This window comes from Sphingomonas sp. Leaf339, assembly GCF_001426195.1.
GTDB lineage: Bacteria > Pseudomonadota > Alphaproteobacteria > Sphingomonadales > Sphingomonadaceae > Sphingomonas.
In genome coordinates, this window is sequence record NZ_LMRS01000034.1 from 238,127 (window position 1) to 257,316 (window position 19,190).

The 19,190-nt window shown below is 66.8% G+C and carries 13 protein-coding genes; 8 read left to right on the forward strand and 5 right to left on the reverse strand.

Features of this window, described 5'->3' with window-relative positions; genetic code table 11:
• Positions 1–203: 203 nt before the first annotated feature.
• The 4 genes from ASG67_RS13575 to ASG67_RS13590 all read right to left on the reverse strand — a co-directional run bounded on the left by ASG67_RS13575 (position 204) and on the right by ASG67_RS13590 (position 6,952).
• The gene (locus ASG67_RS13575; protein ID WP_162244359.1) at positions 204–2,990 is read right to left on the reverse strand and encodes a M14 metallopeptidase family protein; all 2,787 of its coding nucleotides are present in this window, start codon (positions 2,988–2,990) and stop codon (positions 204–206) included.
• A 104-nt stretch (positions 2,991–3,094) separates the two neighbouring features.
• Positions 3,095–4,480 carry a 2OG-Fe(II) oxygenase family protein gene (locus tag ASG67_RS13580; RefSeq protein WP_156460821.1) on the reverse strand — a complete coding sequence of 462 codons (1,386 nt, stop codon included), beginning with the start codon at positions 4,478–4,480 and terminating at the stop codon, positions 3,095–3,097.
• Between the two features lie 251 nt (positions 4,481–4,731).
• Positions 4,732–6,006, reverse strand: a complete 1,275-nt coding sequence (locus tag ASG67_RS13585; RefSeq protein WP_056531226.1) for a DUF2264 domain-containing protein — start codon at positions 6,004–6,006, stop codon at positions 4,732–4,734.
• Position 6,007: 1 nt separating this feature from the next.
• The gene (locus ASG67_RS13590) at positions 6,008–6,952 is read right to left on the reverse strand and encodes a DUF4861 family protein (protein WP_056531229.1); all 945 of its coding nucleotides are present in this window, start codon (positions 6,950–6,952) and stop codon (positions 6,008–6,010) included.
• A gap of 106 nt (positions 6,953–7,058) precedes the next feature.
• Between ASG67_RS13590 and ASG67_RS13595 the strand changes: the two genes are divergently transcribed.
• The 5 genes from ASG67_RS13595 to ASG67_RS13615 all read left to right on the forward strand — a co-directional run bounded on the left by ASG67_RS13595 (position 7,059) and on the right by ASG67_RS13615 (position 14,039).
• Positions 7,059–7,799, forward strand: a complete 741-nt coding sequence (locus tag ASG67_RS13595; protein ID WP_056531232.1) for a FadR/GntR family transcriptional regulator — start codon at positions 7,059–7,061, stop codon at positions 7,797–7,799.
• Between the two features lie 236 nt (positions 7,800–8,035).
• Positions 8,036–9,364: an MFS transporter gene (locus ASG67_RS13600; protein WP_056531235.1), complete on the forward strand. Its 1,329-nt coding sequence runs from the start codon at positions 8,036–8,038 to the stop codon at positions 9,362–9,364.
• Positions 9,361–10,524, forward strand: a complete 1,164-nt coding sequence (locus ASG67_RS13605) for a glycoside hydrolase family 105 protein (protein ID WP_056531238.1) — start codon at positions 9,361–9,363, stop codon at positions 10,522–10,524. The genes ASG67_RS13600 and ASG67_RS13605 overlap by 4 nt, the downstream gene beginning before the upstream one ends.
• Complete coding sequence (gene kduI, locus ASG67_RS13610) at positions 10,524–11,360, forward strand: 5-dehydro-4-deoxy-D-glucuronate isomerase (protein ID WP_056531241.1); 837 nt, start codon at positions 10,524–10,526, stop codon at positions 11,358–11,360. Before ASG67_RS13605 ends, kduI begins: the two co-directional genes overlap by 1 nt.
• Before the next feature lie 57 nt (positions 11,361–11,417).
• The gene (locus ASG67_RS13615; protein WP_156460822.1) at positions 11,418–14,039 is read left to right on the forward strand and encodes a glycoside hydrolase family 2 TIM barrel-domain containing protein; all 2,622 of its coding nucleotides are present in this window, start codon (positions 11,418–11,420) and stop codon (positions 14,037–14,039) included.
• A gap of 69 nt (positions 14,040–14,108) precedes the next feature.
• Here ASG67_RS13615 and ASG67_RS13620 read toward each other — a convergent pair whose 3' ends face one another.
• Entirely contained in the window at positions 14,109–14,855 is a 747-nt protein-coding gene (locus tag ASG67_RS13620) for an SDR family oxidoreductase (RefSeq protein WP_056531245.1), read from the reverse strand.
• Positions 14,856–14,959: 104 nt separating this feature from the next.
• On the opposite strand from ASG67_RS13620, the gene ASG67_RS13625 reads away from it, so the two are divergent.
• From ASG67_RS13625 to ASG67_RS13635, 3 genes are read left to right on the forward strand one after another with little or no spacing between them, the layout of a single operon-like run.
• Positions 14,960–16,606: an MFS transporter gene (locus tag ASG67_RS13625; protein WP_056531247.1), complete on the forward strand. Its 1,647-nt coding sequence runs from the start codon at positions 14,960–14,962 to the stop codon at positions 16,604–16,606.
• A gap of 8 nt (positions 16,607–16,614) precedes the next feature.
• Positions 16,615–17,790, forward strand: a complete 1,176-nt coding sequence (locus ASG67_RS13630; protein ID WP_056531249.1) for an HlyD family secretion protein — start codon at positions 16,615–16,617, stop codon at positions 17,788–17,790.
• Positions 17,787–19,172 carry an efflux transporter outer membrane subunit gene (locus ASG67_RS13635; RefSeq protein ID WP_056531251.1) on the forward strand — a complete coding sequence of 462 codons (1,386 nt, stop codon included), beginning with the start codon at positions 17,787–17,789 and terminating at the stop codon, positions 19,170–19,172. Before ASG67_RS13630 ends, ASG67_RS13635 begins: the two co-directional genes overlap by 4 nt.
• The last annotated feature ends 18 nt before the right edge of the window (positions 19,173–19,190 follow it).

The window sequence follows — 19,190 nt, forward strand, 5'->3', positions numbered from 1 at the left end:
GGAAAGACGCGGGGCTGTCACATTCCCTCACCCCGGTTTCGTAAAAAAGTTCCGAAAAAATGAACCCGCTAGTAATTTTGCTGTCTTGATGGTCTGTGCAACGAAACAACCACCCTCACCCATAAATGCTGTTTGCCTTCCTCTCTCTCCCGGCGGGAGAGAGAGGAACGGCGGCAAAGTTGCGGAACGGTGAGGGCGAATGTTTACCGCGTTGCCGCCACCGAAGGCCCATACAGCAATCCGTTGAACAGCAACTTGAACGTCGCATAAGGCTGCGCCCGCTGCGTCACCTCAGGGCCCATCGCGAACAACTTGCCGCGACCCAGATCAAGGTCCGCGACCGCGATCGTGCCCTGCAGCTTTTCCTGCCCGACCGCCCAACCGCTGCGCAACGGTTTGGCGCTGTCGAACCACGCCACCCGCGCGCCCGACCCGCCATCGAGGCGGAAGGGCTGGCTGTCGTCGAAGAAGATATCGACCTTCGGCGTCATCCCGTATCCCAGCGGCTGGCGCGTATCGACGCTCGCCGACAGGACCGCACCGGGGATGTAGAACTCCTTCGTATCCAGCGCCGCCAGCGTGCCGTCCGCCTTCTTTGTCACCAGTGCCGGCTGCAATTGCGGCGCGAGCAGCGTGGCGAGCCGGTTGGCGCTGCCCACCGTCAGTACCGTACCGCCAGCCTCCGCGAACGCCTTCACCGCCGGCACCGTCCTGTCGGTCGTCACATCGCCCAACCAACTGCGATATTCGGCCGGGATGCTCTTCGGCTTGGGCATCTCGAACCGGTAACCGCCGGGATATGGCCCGCCGCGCACCGTTGGCACGGTGCCGTCCGCGAACAGCAGCACGTCGTATTTCGCGTTCAGATTGCCGGCGTCCAGTTCCTGCGGATAGACGACCGAGAAGGGGAACTCGAACTGCTCCAGCAGCCACCGCGTCCATCCCGCCGGCATGATCCCGCCATATCGATCGACCAACCCGACACGGACCGGCTTCAGCGCCATCGTGCCGCCCGTCGGCACGCGACCGGCGGCATAGGCGTCTATCCCCAGCTCCGCCACGCCCCGCGCCAGCACCTCGCGCGCGGCCGCCGATGCCGGAATCCAGATCGCGCCGGGTGCCAGTGTCTTGCCCCCGGCCTTCGTCTCCGCCTTCACCCACGATACCGGCACGCCCGCCTTCAACAAGCGATTGGTCAGGATGAAGCCGTTGTTCGTCTCGTGCCCGACCATCCAGCCGGCGCGGCCCGACCCGACGATCCGGCCCGGCGGTGGCGCGATCATGTCCGCCACCTTGGCGAATGGCCCGTCGAACCCTTCCAGTACCCGGTCGAAGCCGATGCCCATCTGGTATGCCAACGTATAGCCGGTGATGTCGTACGGTGCCTTGGGCGGGCCGCCGGGATATTCCACGTCGTGCGGGTGATCCTGCGGTTCGAACATGTCGAGCACGTGCGGGCGATACGCCTGCGCGGTCTTCACCACATACGACCCCGCCGGATAGCGCTTGCCACCGACCGTGAAGGCCGCTGTCGAACGCTGAACGTCGACGCCGTTCTTGATCAGCGTATTCAGGAACGCCACCGTCGTCGGCAGGTCGCGCTGATCGGCGGACAGGATGTATCCGCGCGGATCGCGCTTGGCCGGGTCCTGCAGCACCGTCTTGTACAACTCCGGCGCCACCATGCCTTCGCGCGCGCGGCTGTTGTAACCGACAAATCCCTCGTCAGCCTTCTTCAACTTGCCCGCTTCCTTCAGCGCATCGACAGCTGCCGGGGTCGTCGTCCAGCTGTCGCGATTGCCGCGCTGGATCGCCTGATCGCCCATCCGCCAGATGTTCAGCAGCAACCGTTCGCGATTGCGCGCGGCGTAATCCATCACCGCCCGGTCGAGCGACCATTGGTATTCCAGACTGTCGCGTAAGTGCCAGTCGCGCGGCCCGATCGGCAGCGGTTCGTCGCTGCGCGCCAGTTGCGTCTCGGCGATCAGCGGGATCTTCTCCGGTGTCGGACCACCGATAATCTCGGTCAGCAAGCCGATCGAATTGTGGAAATACGCGATCGATCGCACCATGCCGTTGTGCCACGTCGAATAGGGCGCGGCGCTGCGCATGCCCGATCCGCCCTTCTCCTCCGAGACCAGCCGGCTGTGCATCGCCGCGCCGACCTCGTTCAGCTCGGTCATGACGATCGGGTTATAGTTGTAGTTGAACGGGTCGCGGAACGGCGGCACGAACACCACCATGCCGGCCGGGCCGGTCTGGTGCTGGTTGAACACGATCTGCGGAAACCATTCGCGGAACAGCACGCGGTTCATCGCCACCGTCTCGGGCATCTGCGCCATGAAGCTGTCGCGGTTGTTATCGTGGCCGACATATTTCTGGTAAAGCCGCGGGATGGTGCGGAACTCGCGGTCCTTGGGGTCCTTGTTCCGCATGTACCAGTCGGCCACCAGTTGCAGGCCGTCGGGATTGTCGTGCGCGAACAGGACGATCGTCTCGTCCAGTATCCGCATCGTCTCGGCATCGGTGCCGGTCAGCATCCGGTATAGCACATGAATCTGGCTCTGCGTCGTCACCGTCTCGGTCGCGTGCAGGCCGGCGTCGATCCACACCACGGCCTTGCCCTCGGCCGCCAGCGCCTTCGCCTCGGCCTCCTTCACGCCCTCCGCCTTGGCCAGCCGCTGCGCGATGGCGCGGTAGCGGTCCAGCTTGGCGAGATTCGCGGGCGACGAGACGATCGCCATCCACATCGTCCGCCCCTCGGCCGACTTGCCGATATCGACCAGCTTCATCCGGTCGGACTGGCTGGCGAGCTTCTTCAGATACGCTTCATACGCGTCGTAGTTTGCCAGATAATAATCGCTGCCCGGCTCGGTCGGAAAGCCTTGCGACGGCGCGGTTACGCCCGCCACCGGCGGGGTGATGACCTGCGCCGGCAGCGTCTGCGCGCTCGCCAGCAACGTGGTGCCCAACAGCAAACCGATCTTCATCATCGCGTCCCCCCGATATGGTCGGTCGCCGCCCCATGACGTGCGACCGGTCAACCATCATGACGCAAGTCCGGCCGTCCACCACACCCCCGCCCGACAAATAATCACGCCGGCAACAGATCGAACGCCACGCTCAACCGCGACGCCTCGCCCGTAAACGGCTCGGTCCCGTGCCACAGATAGGATGGGAACAGCACCAGTTGCCCTGGTCGCGGCCGGATATGGCGCACCGGCCACAGCGCCGGCCGCGTCGCGATGCCCGGCCGCCCCAGCGCCAGCCACCCCTCCGGCTCCCGCGCCACCGCCTCGGGCAACGCGACGTAAAAGGCCGACGACAACCAGCCGCGCGGATGGACATGGTCGCTGTGGAAACCGCCCGGCGCCAACCGCACCGACCATGCACCGGCAAAGCGGTAGCCGCCCGCCACCCGCCGCCGCACGGGATCGGTGCCGCTTCCCAATCCCGCGATATACGCCCGGATCGGTGCATCGAACGCGGCGAACAGCGCGCGGACGACCGGCACGTCGAGCTGCGCCAGATCTTCCTGCGTCTGGCTGCCATGCCGCACCGACTGTTCCAGCGGATGCGTGCGCCAGCGATGCCGCGCCGTCAGTTCGCCCGCCAGATCGCCGAGGAACGCGGCAAGATCCGGCCACCCCGCCGGCGTCTCGATCGTCGTCACCAACACCAGCGCCGGGTCTTCGCACAGCGCCGCGTAACGCGGATCGCCGAGCAGCCGCCACGCCGTCGCCTGCACCGCGATCGCGCCCTGATCGTCCGGCACCGCCGCCACGATCCGCGCCGCTAGCGCCGCCGCCTCATCCGCGCGGCCGGCGTGGAGCAGCGCCTCGGCCACCGCCTTCGCCGCCTCGATCGATGCGGGCGCCGCCTGCAATGCCGTGCTCGCATGCGTCAGTTGCCCGTCCGCATCGCCCAGCCGTGCCGCCACCTGCGCGGCGAGCAACCGCAAGCCCACGTGGCCCGGATCGATCGTCAGCGCCGTGTGCAGCACCGCCGCCGCGCGAACGTCCTCGCCCGCCTCCATCAGCACCGTCGCCTTAACCTGCGTGATGGCGGCGGTGGGCGGGGCCTGTTCGATCGCAGTCAGCGCGTGGCCCACATCGGCGCTGCGCATCCAGCGCAATTGCGCGAGATCGCGGTGCGCCACCGCATAATCCGGCCGCCGCGCCACCGCCGTCGCCAGCGCATCGTCCGCCGCGTCGAGTTCGCCCAACCCCTGCAAGGCGCGGCCGCGCACCAGCCACGTCTCCGGCGCATCGCCGCCCTTGGCGATCGCCCGCCCCGCCGCCGCCGCCGCGCCCGCGAAGTCGTTCAGGTCACCCAGCACCGATGCCAGATTATGCTCCGCCACTGCACTGTCCGGCCGCGCCGCCACTGCCTGCGCATAGCAAGCCGCCGCCCCGCGCAGATCGCCCTGCGCCTTCAACAAACGGCCACGTTCGGTCGGGGATGGGGGAGCGGCGATCACGGGTCTCCGGCTGGATGCCCGATCCTATCGACGTACCCGCGACAAGTCATCTAGCGTCGCCATGCCATGACATGGCCCGCCGGACGGGGGGGGGGTGAAAGCGCGGAAAGTTAGGCTAAAGTTAGGCCTAAACCGTCCCTAATTTTTCGATGACGGCGATGAAAAAGAGCGGCGGCGTTGATCTTGACGACGTCATACCAAGGCCGGGGCCTGTAGGACAGATCGCGCGGCGACCGGACGCGCCGCCCCCGTCAATAATCCACGTAATAATCCTTCGCGAACCGTTCGCCGGCAAATGCGCGTTTCATTGTCCAGTCCTGCGGCGGCACGGTCCAGTAGCTGTCGGCCGCCGGCAGGCCCAGCGCCAGCAGGCTAAGCGAGGCGAGGTACATGCTGCCTGCGTTCGAATACCAGTCGCCCAGCGTCGGCTGATGCCCGGCGAACCCGATCGTCAGATACCCCTTCGCATCGAAGTTCGACGGATGGCGGAAGATCGCGCGCTGTGCCGCCACCGTCGCCGCGCGCGCCTGTCCCTCTGGCAGGGCCTTGGGCAATCGCTTGCGCCATGCCAGCAGGCCCAGCGGCTGGAAGGCGGCGGTGCGATAGGTGAGCGATCGGCCGATCGGCGGATAGCTGCCATCGGGGCCGATCATCCGTTCCAGACTTTCGCCGCAACGCTGCATCCGCTTGTACGCCTGATCCAGCAGGTCCTTCGTCGGCAGGCTGTTGAACTTCGCGCCGGTGGCGACCAGCACTTCGAGGATTTCGACGATCATCGGATGGATGACGTAGGAGTTGTAATAGTCATAATGGAAATGCGGACCGTCCGCATACCAGCCATCGCCGACATACCATTCGTTGAACTTGCGGATCGCGAGGTCGAGGCGAACCGGGTCCCATTGCTCCCCGATCGACAGCAGGAACGCCTCGTTCATCGCCGCGAACAACAGCCAGTTGGTATAGGGCGGCGAGATGTCGCGCAGCCCCTTGATGACCGTCACGATCCGGGCCTTCGTCGCCTTGTCGAGCGGTTCCCACAACTGCTTGGGCGCGCGCATCAGCGCGTTGGTGAAATAGGCGGAATCGACCAGTGCCTGTCCCGCGCCCTGCCACAACAGGCAATCCGGGCTTTTGGGATCGACCGAGTTCGCATAGGCCGCCACCGCCTGCGCGCGCAGCGTCGCGCGCACCCGTGCCTCCGCGCCATCGGTATCGGGCAGCGCCAGCCATGGCGCGATGCCCGCCATCAGCCGCCCGAAACATTCCAGATAGGCCACCCGCCGGTCCCGCCCGTCCCAGGTGGGGCTGAGTTCGGGATCGAAGCGGGCCTGCAACTGCCCCTTGGCCATCGGTTCGAGCACCGGCGTCGCCATGCGTATCAGCAGGTCGAGCATGTAACGGCGGTCGCCCGCGCCATTTCCAGCGGCCGGCCCCGTGATCGGCCCCGCCGCCACGCCGCCCTGCGCCATGGCCGGTGCCGCGAGCGCACCCAGTCCCGCCGCCGTCAGGAATTCGCGCCGTTCCATCCTATCGTCCTTTTGCCGGCACGGTGAAGTCGAGCTTCGCGGCCATCACATATTTGTCCCAGTCCGCCTGACTGCGGATATCGCCGACCCCCCGGCTCCACGCCGCGCCGCTGTAATAGACGAACGGCTTGCCCGGGGTGACGCGCAACAGCACCAGATGATTGTCGGCATCGTCGCGTATGTCGGCAATCATCGCCGGATCGACGCGGATCGCGATCCCCATCGCGCCATGCCCCGGATCGTCCGGCCCCCAGAACGACAGCACGCCCCGCGCCCGGTCGACCGTCAGCTTGCCGCCATCGCCCGTCGCGCGCTTGCCGATGCCGATGCCGACCAGCAGCGGCGCCGGCTGATCGGACGAGATGGTCGACACCTGCCGCGTGAAGGCGGTGCCGAGCGGGAGGGTGAAGCGCCGCGTTTCCCACACCCGCCGGCCGACATCGACCGGCCAGGGCGCGTAATTCACCTCGAAATCCGCCGCGTCGGGTCCGTTCTTCAGAATCCGATGGCGGATGAAATTGCGCGAGGTCCACAGCTTGTTGTCGTACCAGACGCCGAGACCACCATCGCCGCGCGCGCTGCCGACATTATAGAAATCCAGCCCCTCGCCATGGAACGCGTGCTGGTCGCCGGTGCGCAACTGGCGGTCCATGAACGGCCAGGCGACGTTCTTGCCCCACGCGTCGATGCCGGAGCCGGACGGTGGTTCGGCCACCTCCAGCGCATGGCCATAGATGCGGTGCGCGGTGCGATCGTTTTCCCACAACAGATCGTCATAGCGATAATCCGCCAGCATCACCGCCGCGCGCGGCTGGCGTGCCGTGCCGGTCGGCGGGGCAAGCGGTTTGGCGGCGGCGGGCTGAGCGGCGGGCGGCGCGGATTGCGCAGACAGCAGCGGTGCGGCAATCAGTACCGACAGGATCGCGACCAGGCGGGGACGTTTCACGCTCTCTCCTCTTGACCCGTTATCGGGATCGACGCTCCGTATGAACGATGTTAGATTGATAGTACAAGAGCATGGCCACCGCACAAGCCGTAAGGATAAGGGCCACATGGAGAAGACCGTGACCGATCGCCCATCGTCGCTGACCGACGACCTGTTCGTGAAGCTGGAGGCGCGCATCAGGTCGGGCGAAATGCCCCCCGGTTCACGATTCCCGACGCAGAAGGATATCTGCATCGCCGAAAACGTCAGCCGCACCGTGGTGCGCGAAGCAGTGGCGCGTTTGTCGGCGCAAGGGCTAACCAATTCGCGACAGGGATCGGGTGTGTTCGTCGCCGATACCGCCGCCTATCGCGCGTTTCAGGTCACGCGCGATGAATTGAGCGAGCTGACCGATGTCATCAAGCTGCTCGAAATGCGCCTCGCGGTAGAAACTGAGATGGCCTCGCTCGCCGCCGCCCGCCGCACCACCGCCGATATCGGCGCGATCCGCGAGGCGTTGCAGGAAATGGCCGACGTCAGCGACGATCCCGCCGCCGCCGCCCGCGCCGACATCGCCTTCCACCTCGCCATCGCGCGCGCGACGCAGAACGATTATTTTGTCCGGCTGATCGATTTTCTCGGCCTGCGCCTCGTCCCGCCGCGCAACCTGTATCTGGAAGGGCAGTCGGACGAAGCGCACCGCGCCTATGCCGCGCTGGTCCGGGCCGAGCATGAGGCGATCCTGGACGCGATCGTTCGCATGGATTCCGAGCGCGCCCGTGCCGCGGCCCGCCAGCACATGCAGGAAAGCCTCAGCCGCCATTCGCAACTGAGCGAGACCAAGCGGCTGCGAGACCGGGCGGCGTAAGCGAGCGAGCTATTTGAGGATAATGTTCCGACCTGCCATACTCGCCGTCCCATCCGTCATCCCGGCATTCGCCGGGATGACGGATGGGACGGTGCATGACCGGTGGCGCGATCAAATTGGTATGCCGCCGGTTGACGTTACCCAGAGTTATATGACAACAATGATGAAACGCAGCGATAGCCTGCGCCAGTGAGGATGACACCGCGGATGCCCAGCCCTAATCGATCCGCAACGTCATGACCGATCCCGTCGATACCACTGCCGATGCCGCGATCACCGGCGCGGCGACGCGCGCCGGGTCCTATCGCTGGGTGATCTGCGGGCTGTTGTTCGCCGCCACCGCGATCAATTACGTCGATCGTCAGATGATCGGCGTGCTGAAGCCGCTGTTGCAGGCCGATCTCGGCTGGCGCGAGAGCCAGTATGCCGACATCGTGTTCTGGTTTCAGGCCGCCTATGCGATCGGCTTCCTGTGCGTCGGCCGGTTCATGGACGTGGCGGGCGCGCGGGTCGGTTATGCCGTCGCCTTCACCTTCTGGACGTTGGCGCACATGGCGCATGGGCTGGTGAACAGCGTCGTGCAGTTCGCGGTCGTCCGCTTCGCGCTGGGACTGGGCGAATCCGGCAACTTTCCCGCCGGCTTGAAAGTGGTCAGCGACTGGTTCCCGCAACGCGAGCGCGCGTTTGCGGTCGGGCTGTTCAACGCCGGCGCCAATGTCGGCGCGATCGTCACGCCGCTGCTCGTCCCCGCCATCGCGCTCGCCTATGGTTGGCGGATGGCGTTCATCGCGACGGGCGCGTTCAGCGTCGTCTGGTTGATCGCGTGGATCGCCATCTATCGCCGGCCCGAGGAACACACCCGCGTCGGCGCGGAGGAACTGGCGTTCATCCGCAGCGATCCCGTTGCCCCCGCCGGCCATCTGCCGTGGCGCAAGCTGTTCGCGGTGCGCGAGACCTGGGCCTATGCGCTGCCGAAATTCTTCACCGACCCGATCTGGTGGATGTTCCTGTTCTGGCTGCCCGATTTCTTGGGCAAGCGATACGGCCTCGACCTGAAGAGTTTCGGGCCGCCGCTGGTCGTGATCTATGTCATCTCCGATCTGGGCAGCGTGGCGGGTGGCTGGGCATCGTCGCGGCTGTTGAAGGCGGGATACAGCGTCAATGCCGCGCGCAAGCTGACGATGCTGGCCTGCGCGTTCCTGATCCTGCCGATCGTCACCGTGCAATATATCGATTCGCTGTGGACGGCGGTGCTGCTGATCGGGCTCGCCACCGCCGGGCATCAGGCGTTCTCGGCCAATCTCCTGACGTTGCCGTCCGATCTGTTCCCGCGCGCGGCGGTGGGATCGGTGGTCGGCATCGGCGGCACGGCGGGGGCGATCGGCGGCATGCTGATCGCCAAGTTCATCGGCTATGTCCTCGACGTGTCGGGCAGTTACGGCCCGATCTTCGCGGTCGCCGGCGGTGCGTATTTCCTGGGGCTGATCGCACTTCATCTGCTCAGTCCCCGCCTGACGCCGACGCGCGCGGGCCTTCCCCTTGCTGCTTCGGAGACATCCGCATGATCGTCCGCCCCCTTGTCGCGCTGATGGCGGCGCAAGCGCTTGCCCTGCCCGTCGCCGCACAGGCGCCGACCAGCGCGGCCGCCGACACCGCCAGCCCCCGCGCCGCGATCGCCGCGGCCACCCGGTTGGCGGAATGGCAGCTCGGCCGGATGTCCGACACCGCCACCGTGTCGCGCGCAACGCATGAGACGAAGAACCCGCGCGCCTGGGAACAGGCGGTGTTCTGGGTCGGCATGACCGCCCTCGCCGATGCCGGCAAGTCGCCCAAGATCAAACAGGCGATCATGGCAATGGGCCGCGCGAACGAGTGGCAACCGGGCGCGAAGCCCTATTTCGCCGACGATCACGCGATCACCCAATCCTATCTCTGGGCCGCGCGCAACGGCGCCGGGGCGTCGGCGATGGCGCCGACCAAGGCGACCTTCGACCGCATCCTGGCCAAGCCCGCCGTCACCACGCTCGCCTTCGCGGTGCCGCCGGCGGGTTATGGCGACACCGAATGCCTGACGCGGTGGTGCTGGTGCGACGCGCTGTTCATGGCGCCGCCCGCGCTCGTCGCGCTGACGCAGCAGACCGACGATCCCCAGTATCGCGACTTCGCGATGAAGGAGTTCTGGGCGACCACCGACTTCCTGTTCGATCCGGTCGAACACCTGTATTACCGCGACAGCCGCTTCTTCGACCGCCGCGACGACAAGGGGCGCAAGCAGTTCTGGAGCCGCGGCAATGGCTGGGTCTTTGCCGGCATGGCGCGGATCATTCCACTGTTGCCCAAGGGCAGCGCCGACCGTGTCCGCATGGAACGCCTGTTCGTCGAAATGGCGGTGCGACTGAAGGGCCTGCAAAAGCCCGACGGTTATTGGGCGCCCTCGCTGCTCGCGCCCGAAAATGCGCCGCCGGAATCGAGTGGCACCGGCTTCTTCACCTACGGCATGGCGTGGGGGATCAAGGCCGGGCTGCTCGACCGTCCGACCTATGAGCCCGTCGTGCGTCGCGGCTGGGCCGGCCTTGTCCGGGCGATCCAGCCCGATGGCCGGCTCGGCTGGGTGCAACAGGTCAGCGACCGACCGGAAAAAGTGGAGCCGACCGATACGCAATATTACGGCGTCGGCGCGTTCCTGCTGGCGGCCACCGCCGTCGCCGATCTGAATCTCCGCTGATGTTCGAGCGCACCTATTACGCCAGCCATCCCGACATGATGGATACCGCGTCAGGGCAGGACCTGCGCGACCGGTATCTGGTCGGCGGGCTGTTCCGGGCGGGTGAGATCGTCCTCACCTATTCGCATGGCGAACGCTTCATCATCGGTGGCGCGGTGCCGGCGGGCGATCCGATCGCCCTGCCCCGCCAGACGGAACCGGCCAGCGCGGCGGGACATCCCCTGCTGGAACGTCGCGAGATGAGCGTCGTCAACATCGGCCATGGTGACGGCATCGTCACCGTCGATGGCGAGGCGATCACGATCGCCAAATACGAGGCGCTATATGTACCGATGGGATCGGCCGACGTGACCTTCGCGGGCGACGGCGCGCGCTTCTATCTACTGAGCGTCCCGGCCCATGCCGCCTTCCCGCTGCGCAAGCTGGTCCGGGACGAGGCCAATCCGATGGAGCGCGGCAGCCTGAAGACCTCGAACGAGCGGAGCATCTTCCAGTTGCTGCTGCCGCATACCTGCCAGAGCGCATCGCTGTGCCTGGGGCTCACCATCCTGAAACCCGGCAGCGTCTGGAACACGATGCCGCCGCATGTTCATGAGCGCCGTTCCGAAATCTATCTGTATTTCGATCTGGAGGACGACAATCGCGTCTTCCATTATATGGGCCAACCCGACGATCTGCGCCATATCGTGATGGATAACGAGGAGGTGGTGATCTCACCGCCCTGGTCCGTTCACATGGGTGCCGGCACCAGCAACTACAGCTTCATCTGGGCAATGGCGGGCGAGAATCTCGATTACAACGACATGGACGTGCTCGACATCTGCCAGTTGCGCTGACCCGCTTCCCCTTCACCGGCGCTTCGATTAGACGTCGGATCGAAGAGGATGCGGACCATGATCCCATATCGTGAACTTATTCTGGCAATATCGATGCTGGCGGCATCGGCCGTTCAGGCGGCCCCGCGCGACACGGTACCGCTGACGGCGGACTGGCGTTTTAAGCTCGGCGACCAGCCCATGGCCGCGCAAGCCGCGACGTTCGACGATGCCGGCTGGTCGCGCGTGTCCCTGCCGCACAACTGGAACCGGATGGGCGGCACCGCCGAACGGCGCACCGATTACCAGAACGTCCACGGCGCCGGCTGGTATCGCCGCACCTTCGCCACCCCTGACAGCCTCGGCGATCGTCGGGCGTGGATCGAGATCGACGCGGCCAGCATCATCGCCGATGTCTGGGTCAACGGCGTCCATCTCGGCCGTCATGCCGGCGCCTTTGCCCGTTTCCGCTTCGACGCGACGGCGGCGCTGAAGCCGGCGGGCGACAATATATTGGTCATCCGGGTCGACAACAGCTCGCCGCGCGATCCCGGCTCGCCGACCGCGGAAGTGCTGCCGATGAACGGCGACTGGCCGATGTATGGCGGCCTGTACCGCGGTGTCTCGCTGGTCATGACCGATCCGGTCCGCGTCGCGATGCGCGATTTCGGCGGCCCCGGCATCTATGCCCGCACGCTGACCGCCGATGCGACGCGCGCCAAGGTATCAGTAACGACGCGGCTGGAAAACGATCGCCGCCGCGCCGCCGGCGTGCGTGTGCAGGCAACCGTGCTGGACGCCACCGGCCGAACGGTCGCGACCGCCGCCACCCCCGCGACCATCGCCGCCACCGGATCGGGCGTCACCACCCAGACGATCGCCGTCCCGACCCCTCACCTGTGGAACGGTGTCGCCGATCCCTATCTCTACACACTGCGCGTCGAGGTTGTCGGCAAGGGTGGCGCGATGCTGGACCGGGTCGAACAGCCGCTCGGTATCCGCACCTTCCGCATTGACCCGGACACCGGCTTTCACCTGAACGGTCGCGCGCTACCCCTGCGCGGTGTGTCCCGTCATCAGGACCGGCCGGTGAAGGGTTGGGCGATCGACGACGCCGACATCGCCGAGGATATGGCGATCATCAAGGATATCGGCGCCAACACACTACGCCTGGCGCATTATCAACATGCCGACGCCGCCTATGCCGCCACCGACAAAGCCGGCCTGGTGACATGGGCGGAGATACCGCTGGTCGATCGCTCCGCCCCCTGGGCCAGCGCGACGACGACACCGGGCTTCGCCGCCAATGCCGAACAGCAACTGCGCGAATTGATCCGCCAGAATTACAACCATCCTTCGATCGCCGTCTGGTCAATCGCCAACGAAGTGAACCTCGAAGCCGCCAAGGGTCGCGGTACGTCGAACGCCCGGCCGCTGCTCGAACGCCTGCAGCGCGTCGTTCATGATGAAGACCCGTCGCGCCCCGCCACGCTGGCCGATTGCTGCGGATCGATCCCGGCGGAGGCGCGCGCGGGCCTCGATACGGTGGCGGGGATCACCGATGTGATCGGCTATAACCGCTATCATGGCTGGTATGCCAACGACGTCAACCTGCTCGGCCCCGACCTCGCCCGCCTGCATAAGCTCTATCCGCACCAGCCGATTTCGATCAGCGAATATGGTGCGGGCGGTGCGCTGACCCAGCACAGCGACGATCCGCGCGGTGGCCCGATCGCCGCATTCGGCCGCCCACATCCGGAGGAATTCCAGAACTATATCCTGGAAGAAAGCTGGCGCCAGATCGCCGCTGCACCCTTCGTCTGGGCGAGCTGGGTGTGGAACATGTTCGATTTCTCGAACGAGCTGCGGCTGGAAGGCGACCTGACCGACACCAACGACAAGGGGCTGGTGACGTTCGACCGCCGGACGAAGAAGGACGCGTATTATTTCTACAAGGCGAACTGGTCCGCCGATCCGTTCGTCCACCTGACCGGCAGCCGCCACGCCGATCGCCCCTATCCGCTGGCCGAGGTGAAGGCATATAGCAACCAGCCAACGCTGCGCCTGACACTGAACGGCCGCGCGATCGGTACGGCGACCTGCGCGATGGGCATCTGCCGCTGGCCGAACGTCGCGCTGACCCCCGGCGACAACCGGTTCGAGGCATCGGGCGACGGCGTGGCGGATACGATGACATGGCGGTTTGCCGGCCGCGCCGATACCTACGCCATCCGCGCCGGCACCCTGACCGGCGGGGTAGGCAAGGATGGCAAGCGATGGGGATCGGACGTCTTCATGATCGGCGGCACCGGCCATTTCCGCGACCAGCCCTCATCCTCGCGCGGCGGCCAGCCGGGTCCAGTGCGGCCGGTCGCCGGCACTGTGGATCAGGCGCCGTATGAAAGCTGGCGCGAGGGGAATTTTCGCTATGCCATTCCCGTCGCCAAGGGGCGGTATCGTGTTACGCTGCACCTGTTCGAACCGGTCGCTGACAAGCACCGCGGCCAGCGCGTCTTCACCGTCGCGGCCGAGGGGAAGGCGATGGGCAAGCCGATCGACATGGTGCGCGAAGCCGGCGGGGCGATGACCGCGCTGACCCGACGCTTCACGGTCGATGTCGGCGACGGCGTGCTTGACCTGAGCTTTGCGGGGCAAGCCGGCGATGCGATGGTGTCGGGGATCGAGGTTGAGCCGTCCTGAACAGCTTCCCCGACCTCTGCCGGGGAAGCGAAACGGCCACGCGCGCGCTTCATGCCCGCTGAACGAGCATCACACGGCGCCGTTCAACCCCGCCATCACCTGATCGAACCGTCCCTCCGCCTCGGCATGGCGGAGCATCTTCACCCGTTCGACCAGTATCTCCGATGGTGTCGGCTGCTGTTCGAACAGGCCCATCACCTCGTCGATATAGTCGGCAAGCGGCATATACATATCGCGCGTTGCCTGTCCTGGTGTCAGGTCGGTCTGCACGCCGGGAGGTGCCAGTTCGATCACCTCGACCTGCCCGTGCAACTGGTGCCGCAGCGACAGCGTGTAGGAATGGATCGCCGCCTTGGTCGCGGAATAGGTCGGCGCCGACACCATCGGCACGAACGCCAGCCCCGACGTGACGTTCACGATTACCGGGTCCGGCTGGCGCGTCAGATGATCGACCAGCGCGTTGGTCAGCCGGATCGGCCCCAGCAGATTGGTGACGATCATCGCCTCCGCATCCGCCAGATCGCGTGCGCCGGTCAGGGTTTCGCTGCGCATGATGCCGGCATTGTTGATGACGACGTTCAGCGCGGGATGATCGGCGATCAACCGATCGGCGAACGTGGCGATCGCGGCCGGATCCTCGACATCGACGACCATCGCGGCCATCCCGTCATGCCCGGCGATCGTCTCGTCCAGCGCATCGCGGCGGCGGCCGGCGACGATCACCTGATTGCCCAGCGCGTGAAACCGGCGTGCCAGCGCCTGGCCGATACCGGACCCGCCGCCGGTGATGAGAATGGTGTTGCCGGTCGGTTTCATCGCAGATTCGTCCTTGCGTGCAGAAGTGTGATCGAGCGGCCCAACGCACGAGCGACACGATCGGGGCTTTCCGCCGCCGCGCCATCGGCTTAATCGAACGACCGATGATCAACCGTGCGCGCCGTTTCCTCTCGGAAGAGCAGTGGACCTTCGCCCCGCACGAGGCGCCGGTAATGCCCGGCTCCCCCGGTTCACCCGATCATCCGCATCATCGCCGCCTTGCCTACGGCCTGATCGCCGTCCTCCTTGGCCTGACCGCCGGGTTCGGCAACGCGCTGATCTCGGCGAACACCTATACGTTGCAGGGTGCGCTGGGCCTCGATCCGGCGCAGATCGCGTGGTTGCCGACGGTCTATGTGATGACCAACGTGTCGATCAACCTGATCATGATAAAGTTCAGGCAGCAATTCGGCCTGCGCCCGTTCGCGATGATCTTCCTCGGTATCTATGCGCTCCTCACCTTCGCGCATCTGTTCGTCCACGGCTTCGCGTCGGCGATCGCAGTACGGGCGGCCAGCGGCATGGCGGGCGCCGCCGTGTCCAGCCTGTGCCTGTATTACATGATGCAGTCGCTGCCCGCGAAATGGCGGCTGAAAGCGGTGGTGCTGGGCATCGGCGTGCCGCAATGCGCGACGCCGCTCGCGCGCCTGTTCTCGCCCGATCTGCTGGCGATGTCGCAATGGCGGACTTTGTATCTGTTCGAGTTGGGACTGGCGCTGCTCAGCCTTGCCGCCGTCGCGACGCTCCGCCTGCCGCCGACCACGCGGCAAAAGGCGTTCGAGCCGCTCGATTTCCTCACCTTCGTCCTGTTCGCGGGATCGATGGCGCTGTTTTCCGCGGTGCTCGGTCTTGGCCGGATCGTCTGGTGGACGGAAGCCGGGTGGATCGGCTGGGCGCTGATCGCCGCCATCCCGATGCTGGCGGCGGCGCTGATGATCGAACATCACCGCGCCAATCCACTGCTCAACACCCGCTGGCTGGGCAGCGCCGACATCGTCCGCTTCACGATCGTCACGATCATGGCGCGCATCGTCCTGTCCGAACAGACCTATGCCGCGGTCGGCCTGTTGACGACGCTGGGGCAGAACAACGATCAGCTCGTGCCGTTCTTTTCGATCATCTTCGCTGCCTCGGTCGCGGGGGTCGTGCTGAGCGCGGTCATGCTCGACGTGAACAAGCTGGCGCATCCGGTGATGCTGTCGATCGGCCTCGTCGCGGTCGCCGCCTATGTCGATTCCTATTCGACCAGCCTGACGCGCGCGCCGCAGCTTTACCTGACGCAGGCGCTGATCGCGTTTTCCGCGACCTTCTTCCTCGGCCCATCGCTGCTGTTCGGCATGACGCGCGCGCTGAAGGAGGGGAGCGGCCATATCATCAGCTTCATCGCGCTGTTCGGGATCATCAATTCGATCGGCGGCCTTGGTGGCGCCGCTTTGCTCGGCACCTATCAGGTGGTGCGCGAGAAGGAGAACAGCGCCGCGATCGTCGAACAGCTCGACGCCAGCAACCCGATCGTGACGCAGCGTATCCAGGCAGGCGGCGCGGCGGTAGGTCGCGTCGTCGGCGATCCGGCGCTGCGATCGGCGGAGGGCGCCGCGATCCTGGCCCAGACCGCGACGCGCGAGGCGAACGTACTGGCGTATGACGACGTATTCCGCCTCGTCGCGATCCTGGCGGCGGCGACGTCGGCCTATCTCGCTTTCCTCCTCGCACGTCGGCGCTGGCGCGAACGGCGTGCGGTGGCCATGTAGGGGCCCGCATGACCGATACCCGATCCCCTGTCTCCACCAGCCCTGTCTCCCCCGGCCCCGTGACCGAGGAACGCGCCGCCGAGGTCGCGCCGGTCGCGGCCCCCGTCGCCGCGCCGGTCGGTTCCGGCTGGCGCCCCGCCCGGCCCAGTCGCACGGCCCTCATCGTCATCACACTAGTCGCCATCGCCGGCGTGCTGGCGGTGCTCGCGGCGTGGCGGTTGCCGCCGTTCACGTCGGACTATGAATCGACCGACAACGCCTATGTTCGCGGTCGCACCACTGTCATCAGTCCGCAGGTGTCGGGATATGTGACGAAGGTGCTGGTCCGCGACTTCGCCACCGTGACCGCCGGTACGCCGCTGGTCCAGATCGACGACCGCATCTATCGCCAGCGCGTCGAGCAGGCCGAGGCGCAGGTCGCCGCCCAGTCCGCCACGCTCGACAACGCGCTGCAATCCGCGCGCAGCCGTCAGGCCAGCCTCGCCGCGCAGACCGCCGCCGTCGCCAATGCCGAGGCGCAGTTGATGCGCGCGCAAGCCGACATGAACCGCGTCAACGACCTCGTCACCGACGGATCGGTCAGCTTACGCGAACGCGACCAGACGCTGGCGGCGCTGCGTCAGGCGCAGGCCGGTGTGCGTCAGGCACAGGCCGCGCGCGAGATCGCCCGTCAGGATATCCGCACCGTTGAGGTCGGTCGTGGCGGCCAGCAGGCGGGTGTTTCGGGTGCGGAAGCGGCCCGTCGCCTCGCGCAGATCGATCTAGCCAATACGCTGGTCCGCGCGCCGGAGACGGGTCGCCTGAGCGAGGTCGGCGTGCGGCTGGGGCAGTACGTTACCGCCGGGTCGCAGTTGATGTTCCTCGTGCCCCCCGAAACCTGGGTCATCGCCAATTTCAAGGAGGCGCAGACCGCGCGGATGGCGGTGGGCCAGCCCGCGTCGTTCACCGTCGATGGCCTCGCCAATGCGCGCCTGACCGGGCATGTCGAGCGGCTGTCGCCGGCCGCCGGTTCGGAATTCGCGGTGCTGAAATCGGACAATGCGACCGGCAATTTCACCAAGGTGCCGCAACGCATCGCGGTGCGCATCCGCATCGATCCCGGCCAGCCGCTGATCGACCGGCTGCGCCCAGGCATGTCGGTGCAGGCGCGTGTCGATACCTCGGGTGGACCCGCCGTCCGGTGAAGAAGCTCGGCTCGCTGACGGTCGTGCTAGCCCTCGCGGCCTGCGCCGGCCCGCGCCCCGCGCCGCCCGCCGGAGTCGCGGTGGTCGCGCCGCCGGCCTGGCGCACCGCGCTCGGCCCCGGCGCGCCGATCCGCACCGACTGGTGGAACGCGTTCGGCGACCCGGTGCTGACCGGCTATGTCACCCGCGCGCTCGCCAACAGCCCTGATCTCGGCGCCGCCGCCGCGCGGGTCGAGGAAGCGCGCGCCGCCGAGCGCCTCGCTCGTGCACAGCAATCGCCGCTCGTCACCGCCGGCGTGCCGCTGACCGATGGCCAGACCGTCAGCCCGTTCGGTACGCCCAGCACGGCGATCGGCGCGCAGCCGCTGGTGCAGGCCAGTTACGACCTCGACCTGTTCGACCGCCTGAAATCGGCGAGCGCCGCCGCCCGCGCGCAGGCTTTGGCCAGCGAGGGCGCACGCGACACCGTGCGCCTGGCGATCGCCAGCGGCGTCGCCACAGGCTACATCACGCTGCGCGCGCTCGACCACCGGTTGCTGGTCGCGCGCCAGACGCTGGCGGCGCGCGCGGAGTCGCTGCGCATCGCCCGCCGCCGCGCGGAGACCGGCTATACGTCGAACCTCGAACTGCGTCAGGCGGAGGGCGAATATCACGCCGCCGAACAACTGGCGCCACAAGCGCAGTTGCTGATCGCGCGGCAGGAAAATGCACTGAGCGTCCTGATCGGCGATCCGCCCGGCCCGATCACCCGCGGGCTGGCGCTCGACCGGCTCGCCGCGCCCGCCATCCCCGATGGTCTGCCCGCCGACCTGCTCCGTCGCCGTCCCGACCTGTTCCAGGCCGAACAGACGCTGGTCGCCACCGACCGGAGCCTCGACAGCGCGCGCGCCGCGCTACTGCCCGGCATCTCCCTCACCGGATCAGCGGGTGTCGTACTGTCGACCGCGTTGTCGAACCCGATCGGCGTCTTCTCGCTGGGTGGCAGCATCCTGTCACCGCTGTTCGACGGCGGCCGGTTGCGCGCGCAGGCAAGCGCCGCCGCCGCCCGGCGCGATGCCGCCGCCTTCGCCTATCGTCGCAGCGCGCTGACCGCCTTTCGCGAGGTCGACGACAGCCTCGCCGGCGTCCTGCGCTCGGGCCAGCAGGCGACCGCGCTGGCCGCGCAGCGTGAGGCGCTGGCCGGCGCGCTGCGCAACGCGTCGAACCGCTACCGGGCCGGATATTCATCGTACATCGACCAGCTCGATGCGCAGCGCGGTCTGCTGACCGCCGAGCTTACATTGATTCAGGCGAGGGCCGATCGCCTCAACGCCTATGTCTCTCTCTATCAGGCGCTAGGCGGTGGATGGTCGAGCGCCGACCTCACCGACATTAATCGATAGCAGTATTTCCATTATATG